Genomic DNA, 9,107 nt, shown 5'->3' with positions numbered 1-9,107 from the left:
GCCGCTGCATCACGATATTGCGACACGAGGTGCGCGACGCGCGACTGCGAACGTCCGCTGAGGCATGCAGAACTGACATTTGACTGTCCGTCTAAATACGCCGACGAAAGGCTGAAAGTGGCCGAACAGCGACCGATGGTTGATCGCCATCCGGCGGGGCCTGGTTTCAAATTTCAGTCTGCTCCACCATCTCAAGCGCATCATCTGCCTCGATGCCAATAGATACCATCGAGGTAAAGGGGAAACGTTGCGGAGCGTTCAATCCATTGCCGCGCAGGCTTCATCCGAGCTCGATGTCAAGCAGCCGCGCGTCCAGCCGCCGCGCTAGCGCCGCGCCGCCTTCGCGCATCACTGCATCGTGGTTCCATTGGAAAACCGGTCGCAACAACGGCGCCAATGCGTTCATCCATGCGCGGTTCGTATGCAAGCACCAGTCATAGCGGACCACGGTAAGGTTGCGTCCGTCGGTCGAAAAGCTCCACCGGCCGGCGCCTTCGGCGTCGCCACTGGCTTACCCCTCCAGCGCGACCAACGAGTCGACGCGCGTCACCCGCATATCGAACACGAGGCGATAGGGCAACCAGCCTTTCCACGTATAGCGTTGTACGACGCCCACGCCCTGATTGGAACCCGCCTCTAGCTGGTCCACGCGCTCGACGTTATGCCACCACTCGGGCCAGCGCGCCGAATCCTGGATTGCCGCCCAAACTTCCTGCACTGGCGCATCGATGCGCCAGAAGGTGGAAAAGCGGTATTCGACCGTCCGCAAGCTGCCACCATTCTTAGTATTCTTCTAGAGATTTTGTCAGATGCTTACTGCACTTGCCATCACCGGCGAAACAGCGCCGCGCTCCCACCCCTCGATATCTCGTCGAGCCATCTGCAACAAAACGTAGGACAGCTAGAGGCAGCCGGCCAGTGCACGAGAGCCGCCGGCCGAGAGCTTCGGTGCCGCTCGGTGTGCAGCAGATACAGTTTTGTCGCAGTAACGAGATCGATATGCGGAGTACCGCTCATCTTGTCACGTCGTAGAATTGAACTCGCGCTCGGCCGCCTCGATCGGTCGTACTACGAAGACACCGTTTCCGTGAATTGACGACCGCATAACGATCACGCATCGCGACTTACCGGCCCAACCGTCTGGACCTGCGTTTTTACAGGCGATTTCGTCGAAAAGCTTACCTAGGCGCCCGTGCGGCCTTACGCGGATCGGAAATGCTCGGTGTGCAAACGCATGAGAATCAGAACAGTTGCGCCAAGATCGCGCAGGTTGATCCACTTGACGTGCTGACGAACGTACGGCCCGCGCCATCGTAGACCAAACGTCTTCGTCAAATAGTATGTTGAGCCCGTCCATTATTTTTAGGGTTCCGAACTTGCTCTCGACGATCTGTCGGCGTAGCCAGTCAGCATCCGGTCGGAGTCGATCATTGTGAAACCTAGCAAACCGCGTCGGCAGCGGATTCATTGCCCGTGGAACCAGCTTCACGGATCGTCAAATCGATATTCTTCGCAGCGCGTTGCTGGGGATGGACAAACGACCTATTGAAGCGGCGTGTGGCGCAGTACCGTACGCGGTAATTTCATTTGAAAATTCACGTAAGTATCTGAAATATAATAATTACCATCCAAAAATCCGCTGTGTGAAAAGCCGTCTGAGCGGCGTTATTGACGCGATACCTTTGTTGCCAGCCGCGAAGCTCCGATGCTGAACCGGCCTTACGGCCGGTACTTGCCGGCCATCGCGGGTGCGCACGGCGCACGCCAACACCATGCTAAGCAACTACGAGGAAAACGAAATTGGATCAGCGTAAGTTAGGTCATACAGGTATCAACGTCGCACCATTTGCTTTGGGCGGGAATGTCTTTGGGTGGACTGCAGACGAAGCCGCCTCCTTCAGTATTCTGGATGCCTTTTCGTCGTCGGGTTTCAACCTCATCGATACGGCCGACGTCTATGCGAACTGGATTCCAGGGCTAAAGGGCGGCGAGTCAGAGACGATCCTGGGCAAATGGCTAGCCCGCAGCGGCAAGCGGGACAAGATCGTGCTTGCTACCAAGGTGGGCATGGAGATGGGGCCGGGCCAAAAGGGATTGTCGAAGCAATACATCACCGAGGCCGTTGAGGCGTCACTGCGACGGCTGAACACGGATTACATCGATCTGTACCAGTCGCATGAGGACGATGCCGGGACGCCACTCGAGGAGACGCTCGACACGTACGATCGCCTGATCAAGCAAGGAAAGGTGCGAGCCATCGGCGCTTCGAACTATACGGCGACTCGGCTCGAAAAGAGTCGCCAGGTCAGCAGCAGCAAAGGTCTCCCTGCATATCAGACGTTTCAACCGCACTACAACCTTTACGACCGGGCCGAGTTCGAGAGCGCTGCTCGGGGTGTTTGCGAGAAGTACAGCATCGGCGTGCTCTCGTACTTTTCATTGGCAAACGGCTTCTTGACGGGCAAGTACCGCACTTCCGGGGACCTGGGTAACAGTGCGCGTAGCGATGCAGTCAAGCCCTACATGAACGCGCGAGGCATGCGCATTCTCGCGGCACTCGACGAAGTTGGACGGGGTCTGGGCAAGACACCCGCACAGATCGCACTGGCCTGGTTGATCGCGCAGCCAACCATTGCTGCACCGATTGCCAGCGCCACCTCGCTCGATCAACTGGACGACCTGATGGCAGCGGCACATGTGCGCCTGCCTTCCGAGGCCATTGCGATGCTCAACAAGGCTAGTGACTAGCATGCTGAACGGTCGGAATCGATTCGGGAATTGAGCACACGACGTGGAACTGTCGGGCATCCGTTCGGCACGGTTCGAGTCGGCTGCCCAGAATCTTGAGTGCCCGGATCGTGGCGACCTGCAACGCACGCCGCATTCGCGAGGCCGGCAATTGCTCAGCGTGCAACACATCATGATCTCGGCTTGATCGACTAGATGACCTTGCTTGAAAACGTCTGCCTCACACGCGGATTCGCCTGTACCGGCGGCCTGATTTCGTGGAAGGCATCGCGCGCCGCTGCTGCGGAGGCTCTCAGCAGTGCGGCCGTCAACCGCGCTGCCACCAGCGCGCTCATCGTTGAGCAGCGACATGCGGCGTCACGTTACGATCCCGACAATCGTCAACGAAGCCGCGGGTGTCGTAACTCTTGTCGGCACCGACTGTCTTCGCATGGCCGGCTGGCACGCAGCCGAGCAGCCACAACGCGCTGGCCCGCTCGGCGAAACCATCCGCGTGACTGACCACAGCGCCGACCACCAGTCCCGAGCGGTTCTCCATCAGGATGTGCCCGTGGTAGCACAGGATCGCCGGACTCTTTTTGCTCTTCGTGAACAGACGTGCATCCGGATCCGTGCTCGGCTCATGCGTATCGTTACTGCGCCCCGCTTGCCTGTCCAGTTCGTGTCGGCATTTCAACAGCCTGCCAGGTGGCGTACCAGTCCGCATTAATGAACCAGGATGCGTCGGCAAGACGTTTCCAGACCATTTCAAATACTTTACGAAAATCGCAAAAAAGGGCGTGAGCCGCAGCTCGCTCGCCACGAGGTTTGCTGTGGTCTATTGCACACTTCAGCGACGCTCCGCATCACGAGAACCGGTCGGACCGTAAGCTCCGGGTCCTGTAGATGTTGAGCCAGAACACCGCTGGCCAGCGCGCAGCATGTACGACTTGTTACGGTGCACTCCTCGTTTGCAAATGGTGAGGTGCGCCGAAACTGTGCATCATCGCCATGCCATATCACGAGCGATCGGCCACGGCAGGCGATCGCCGGCTGTCTGCACCCGGGTAACCATTGGCACATAACTTGCGACCGATTCGAAGACACCGAAGTATGGACATCATCGCGAGAGAGCACGCGCTCCCCTCAGCGGATAGGAGGTCTCAAGAAATGCAACGCGGATCACAGACTCGACGTAAAAGCGAGGCCAATGTACATAGCATCGTTCGTGAGGATAAAAGCTCCGTCCAGGTTTTGCTGCGCGCGCTTTCGCTGCTTGAAATCCTCGCCGAAGATGATCAGGGTTACAGATTAATTGATCTGTCGGAACGAACCGGCCTCCCGGCATCGACCGTACACCGATTGTTAACCACACTGGAGCAGAAGCGCTTTGTCTGCTTTCAACGCGACAGGGCGTTATGGTTTATCGGTGCACAGTGTTTCTCGGTCGGGGCTGTGTTCGGAGGGCGCCGCCAATTAATCGAACTGGCTACGCCAGCGATGCGCCGCCTGCGCGACGCCAGCGGCGAAACCGTCCAGCTAGGCTGTGTTGACGAACACGACATGCTGTTACTACTGCAAATGCAAAGTCGCGAAATGATGCACGCGTCGTCCAGACCAGGAAATCGGACTCCGTTAGCATGCACGGCTATGGGCAAAGCCGTTCTCGCTGCGATGTCAGACGCGGAAATTGCATCGTTCGTCCAGCGCGGTGGCTTACAACGGCTCACCCGTCAATCGATTGCCCGCCCGACAGCATTGCATAGCGAATTGCAGGAAGTACGCCGTGTGGGCTATGCCATAGATAATGAAGAGACCTCTCTGGGTGTACGCTGCGTAGCCGTGCCCATTTTTGATGAATTGTCGATGCCGGTAGCTGCCCTTAGCGTAGTGGGTTCGACGCTGCGTGTGACGATGCAGCGCATGGAAGAACTCGGCCACAGCACGATACTCGCGGCGCGAGAAATCACGGTCGCCTTCGGTGGCAGGCAGCCGGCCGACGTATTGTCTTCGCCGGGGCTGCCCGCCACTGGGCGCTAAAACACGTGCTGTAGACCAGCGCGCAGTGCGACCTGCCGATTCGTGCTGGAGGCGTTAAAGCCAGTGATCTGCGCCTGTTGCGCGTCGCCCACCGCAAGCTGATACACCGCCAGCGCATACACCGTTGTCCGCACCGAAAGCGCATAGCTCGAAAAAAGATTGAACTGATGGTAGCGAGGATGCTGACCCGTGGCGTCCACCTTGCCCGTCACATAGCCATAGTCGGCAGCGACTAGCGTCGCGGGCGTGATCTGCCAGCCTGCGCCGGCTTCGGCCGTACCAAAGCTGACGTCCTGGCCGTGGCTGCCGTCCTTGAACACCACACCCGACACATTGCCAAGTATCTTGAGCTTGCCGATCGTGTAAGCGGCACCAAGTGCCGCAATCTTCTGGCGCGTCGCCGCAGCAACATAATTGCCGTAGATCACGTTGGTAAAGGTGGGTGTGTTCTGGTTGCCCTGCACTGCAGTCTCGGGATTGTGAATGTCGAGATAGGCTCCCCCGATATGCAGCGGACCGCCGTCGTAGCCCGCAGCCACGCTCCAGACCTGGTTCTCGCCATACTTTCCCGGCACCCCGCCCAGGCTGTACATGCCAGAGAAGCGGAAGCCGGCATAGTCGGTGCTGGCGAACTTGATGCTACGGTCAACCACGAAGCTATTGTTAATGTTATCGACGTCCTCCGCGTGCGCGAAATACGCACCGCCCCAAGTCCCGTTGGCGGCCAGCGGCTGCACATAGTCGACTACCAGGTCATACTGGCGGCCGAAAGTCAGGGTGCCGAAATTCCCGGCCAGGCCCATGAATGCTTGCCGTCCAAACTCTCTTCCGCCTTGACCCAGCGCGCCCGTGTTCAGGTCGAAGCCATTTTCCAACGTAAAGATCGTCTTCAGACTTCCGCCGAGATCTTCCACACCACTTAGGCCCCAGCGGCTACCGGTGGGCATACCGCTGACGGCCTGCAGACTGCTTTTGCCGCCCTGATTGTTGGCGTAGGACAGTCCATCGTCCGCCGCCCCGTACAAGGTCACGCTGCTTTGCGCGTGGGCAATTCCGGCGCTCAATCCCAGCAATGCAATCATGTGAAACGACGCTTTTGGCAACAGATGCTTCATTTGTAAGGCTCCACGAGAGAAGTTGTGACGACTTTGAAGTCGTCCTAAGTTATCCCGCTAAAACTGCAGTAATAGAGCAATTCTGCGCCATGGAACAGCATCGATAAGGCTTTTAAAAACAGTGTCATAGGACAACAATCCCGCGAAATTTCAGGCACCGGCTGCAGGTTCTTCGAGTGTGGCAAACCAGTACCCTTCGTGTTCTTCGTGATCGATCAATTCACTAGTAGACCAAAATAAAAAAGCCGGGGCTAAGCCCGGCTCGTTCATTTCCATTCGCGCGCCGCGCTCTTTTAATCAAAGGCCTTCGCTCTTCAAGACCTTTTGTTCGATGGCACCGAAGATCGAATGCCCTGCACTGTCCAGCATCTCGATGCGAATCGTCTCGCCAAACTGCAAGTAACAGGTATGCGGTGTGCCTGCATCGGCGGCTTCGAGCGCGCGCCTTTCGATGATCGTGGCCGAACCCGTGTCCCGCTGCGGGTTGGAGAACGTGCCAGAGCCAACGATCGTGCCCGCTCTCAGGTTGCGCCGGCGCGCCGCGTGCTCGATCAGCATCGGAAAAGTGAAGTGCATGGCTTCGCCGCCTGGATGGCCGAACCACTCGCCGTTGCGCGATACCCGCATGGGCAATTCGATGCGCCCGTCGCGCCACGCGTTACCGAGTTCGTCGGGTGTGACCGCAACCGGCGCGAAACTGGTCACGCCCTTCGCATTGATGAAACCGAACCCACCCGCACTTTCGCGAGGCGCATACGTACGCAAGCTGATGTCGTTGAGCAGCATCACCAGCTTGATATGCTTGAGAGCGTCCTGCGCTGGAACCCCCATTGGCACATCGTCGAGCACCACCGCGGCCTCGCCCTCGAAGTCGATATCGTCGCTTTCGGCGGGCAGGTGCACCGGGTCATGCGCGCCGATGAAGTCATCTGACGCACCTTGATACATCAACGGAAATGCCGGCAGTGCGACCGGCGCCGACGCGTTGGCAGCACCGTTGATAACTCGCATGTGATTCGGAAAGCCCGAACCGTCCAGCCATTGATAGGCGCGCGGCAGCGGTGCAGCGCAAGCGCGGGCGTCGAAGGCAGTGGCATCTTCCAACTGCCCGTCGTTGAGCTGCCGGTACAGCAAATCAAGGCCAGGGGCAACGTCATTCCATCGATCCAGAGCAGACTGCAGCGTCGGCGCAGCTGGCCCCGCTACCACCGCGCGTTGCAGATCGCGCGACACCACGAGGAGCGTGCCGTCTCGGCCGCCGGACTTTAGCGAAGCGAGTTTCATACAGGTCCCGGGAAAAGTCGGAGATTCTCAAAGCAGACCATCACGCAGCCCGTCATTTGGCGTTGCCCGAACTTGTCGCAACGCCGGCAGGTCGGGAGAAGCGACCAAGGACGTCAAAGCCCGCGGTGAACGCCGGCCGCTTCAGGTAACGCCCTGCCCCCGCCCTGGCTCGCAAGTCACCATTCTTGAAAACAAGCTCGCCGCCGGAGATCGTGTGGGTCGGAATGCCCGTTACCGTCCGCCCCTCGAATACGTTGAAGTCGCTCTTGCTGAACTGCGTTTTCGCCGAGAGCGTTTTGGTGGCCTGCGGATCCCATACCACCAGGTCCGCGTCGGCGCCCACGGCAATCAGTCCCTTGCGCGGGTAAAGATTGAACATCTGTGCGGCATTGGTCGAAGTGATCTTAACGAACTCGCTCGGGCTCAGGCCGCGTTGGTTCACACCCTCGTCCCACACCGCCAGCATGCGCTCTTCGACGCCGCCGCAGCCGTTTGGTATCTTCGTAAAATCGCCAAGACCAGCAGCCTTTTGCGCTGCGCAAAAGGAGCAGTGGTCGGTGGCGGTGGTTTGCAGCGTCCCGCTTTGCAATGCTTTCCAAAGCGCAGTCTGGTGCTCCGGTGCACGAAACGGAGGGCTCATCACATGGCCTGCGGCAAATGTGAAGTCGGGATTACGATAGACCGCATCGTTCACGCACAAATGACCCGCCAGCGCTTCGCCAAAGACTTTCTGCCCGCGAGCTCGGGCCCGCGCGATCGCATCCACACCGTCGCTGCTCGAGACGTGCACGATATACACCGGCACATCGAACACTTTCGCGATGGCAATGGCTCGCTCCGCGGCTTCTCCTTCAAGCACGGGCGGCCGCGATAAAGGATGACCCTCGGGGCCGGTGATGCCGCTTGCCAGCAGCTTTTGCTGCAGCACGAATACCATCTCGCCGAATTCCGCGTGCACGGTAGGCATTGCACCGAGTTCAAGGCAGCGCTGGAAACTGTTGGCCAGGACACCATCGTCAGCCATGATGCTGTCCTTGTAGGCCATGAAGTGCTTGAAACTGTTGACTCCCTCGTCGCGTACGAGCGTACCCATATCGTCATGCACGCTCTGATCCCACCAGGTCACCGCCACGTGAAACGTGTAATCACACGCGGCCTTGGTAGCCCAATCGCGCCAGGTACGGTAGGCCTCCATCAGGGGTTGCTGCTGACTGGGTATGACGAAATCGATGATGGTGGTGGTGCCTCCCGCAAGACCCGCTGCTGTGCCCGTGTAGAAGTCGTCCATGGTAACGAACCCCATGAACGGCATCTGCATGTGGGTGTGCGGGTCGATGCCGCCCGGCATCACGTACTGTCCGCCCGCGTCGACGATCTCCGCGCCGGCGGGCGCATCGAGGTCGGGCCCGACGCCGGCGATGACCCCATCGACGCACAGCACGTCGGACTTGAACGCGCGATCATGATTGGTAACCGTGCCGCCACGGATGACTGTTGCTTGCATGATGCTCTCCAGTAGTGATTGCTGCCGCACCGAGCCTGCCAATGGCAAGTTCATCGGGCGGAACTCTCTCGAACCGGTAACGGCGGAGCGTTCAGCGCCGACCGTTCTCCGGCATGTGCCAGAGATCAAAAATAGCTGCTCATACGTACAACACGAAGGAAATCCCGGGCGTCGGAATGAACATAAAAAACCGTTTGTAAACCGCGCGTTAGCGCTTCTAGCAGGTGGAATCTCAAGCACCCCGCGAGGCGCGTTTGAAAGACGGACGGCGGCGATAGAAATCGGGATACGGGCAGGCCTCGCGGCCCGCCCCCTCCCACACCACCGTGCGTACGGGTCCGTACACGGCGGTTCGGATCAGTTGATCGGCGAGGGACCCACCGACGGAAGACCCAACGAGCGGAAGTAACGATTCGACAGCGCCTTGCTCAGTGCCG

At 59.0% G+C, this 9,107-nt stretch carries 6 protein-coding genes and 2 pseudogenes; 2 read left to right on the top strand and 6 right to left on the bottom strand.

From position 1 onward, the window contains the following. Positions 1–280 precede the first annotated feature (280 nt). A pseudogene (locus GNZ13_RS15950) lies at positions 281–769 on the bottom strand (SRPBCC family protein). Between the two features lie 1,031 nt (positions 770–1,800). On the opposite strand from GNZ13_RS15950, the gene GNZ13_RS15945 reads away from it, so the two are divergent. Beyond that, positions 1,801–2,748 carry an aldo/keto reductase gene (locus GNZ13_RS15945; RefSeq protein WP_172166021.1) on the top strand — a complete coding sequence of 316 codons (948 nt, stop codon included), beginning with the start codon at positions 1,801–1,803 and terminating at the stop codon, positions 2,746–2,748. A 294-nt stretch (positions 2,749–3,042) separates the two neighbouring features. On the opposite strand, the pseudogene GNZ13_RS15940 reads toward GNZ13_RS15945, so the two are convergent. Then, positions 3,043–3,408: pseudogene (locus GNZ13_RS15940) on the bottom strand (transposase); the annotation flags it as partial. 489 nt (positions 3,409–3,897) lie between these two features. Here GNZ13_RS15940 and GNZ13_RS15935 point away from each other — a divergent pair. Beyond that, positions 3,898–4,767: an IclR family transcriptional regulator gene (locus GNZ13_RS15935; RefSeq protein WP_172166018.1), complete on the top strand. Its 870-nt coding sequence runs from the start codon at positions 3,898–3,900 to the stop codon at positions 4,765–4,767. Here GNZ13_RS15935 and GNZ13_RS15930 read toward each other — a convergent pair. The 4 genes from GNZ13_RS15930 to GNZ13_RS51530 all read right to left on the bottom strand — a co-directional run. Further along, positions 4,764–5,882 (bottom strand): porin, encoded by a 1,119-nt coding sequence (locus GNZ13_RS15930; protein ID WP_172166015.1) that lies wholly within the window; start codon positions 5,880–5,882, stop codon positions 4,764–4,766. The two genes, GNZ13_RS15935 and GNZ13_RS15930, sit on opposite strands and share 4 nt — an antisense overlap. Before the next feature lie 297 nt (positions 5,883–6,179). Further along, positions 6,180–7,166 carry a fumarylacetoacetate hydrolase family protein gene (locus tag GNZ13_RS15925; RefSeq protein ID WP_172166012.1) on the bottom strand — a complete coding sequence of 329 codons (987 nt, stop codon included), beginning with the start codon at positions 7,164–7,166 and terminating at the stop codon, positions 6,180–6,182. Positions 7,167–7,218: 52 nt separating this feature from the next. After that, on the bottom strand, positions 7,219–8,670 hold the full coding sequence (gene hydA / locus GNZ13_RS15920) for a dihydropyrimidinase (RefSeq protein WP_172166024.1): 1,452 nt from the start codon (positions 8,668–8,670) through the stop codon (positions 7,219–7,221). A gap of 232 nt (positions 8,671–8,902) precedes the next feature. After that, a partial coding sequence (locus GNZ13_RS51530) for a hypothetical protein (RefSeq protein WP_216674865.1) occupies positions 8,903–9,107 on the bottom strand: 205 nt, incomplete at its 5' end.

Source organism: Paraburkholderia elongata (genome assembly GCF_013177735.1).
Taxonomy (GTDB): domain Bacteria; phylum Pseudomonadota; class Gammaproteobacteria; order Burkholderiales; family Burkholderiaceae; genus Paraburkholderia; species Paraburkholderia elongata.
The sequence above is the reverse complement of the archived record's forward strand: the minus strand, read 5'-3'. Positions and strand labels throughout refer to the sequence as shown.

Bases quoted from the DNA above. Each gene is read 5' to 3' on its own strand.
- GNZ13_RS15935 (WP_172166018.1), top strand. From the start codon at position 3,898: ATGCAACGCGGATCACAGACTCGACGTAAAAGCGAGGCCAATGTACAT.
- GNZ13_RS15930 (WP_172166015.1), bottom strand. From the start codon at position 5,882: ATGAAGCATCTGTTGCCAAAAGCGTCGTTTCACATGATTGCATTGCTG.
- GNZ13_RS15925 (WP_172166012.1), bottom strand. From the start codon at position 7,166: ATGAAACTCGCTTCGCTAAAGTCCGGCGGCCGAGACGGCACGCTCCTC.
- hydA (WP_172166024.1), bottom strand. From the start codon at position 8,670: ATGCAAGCAACAGTCATCCGTGGCGGCACGGTTACCAATCATGATCGC.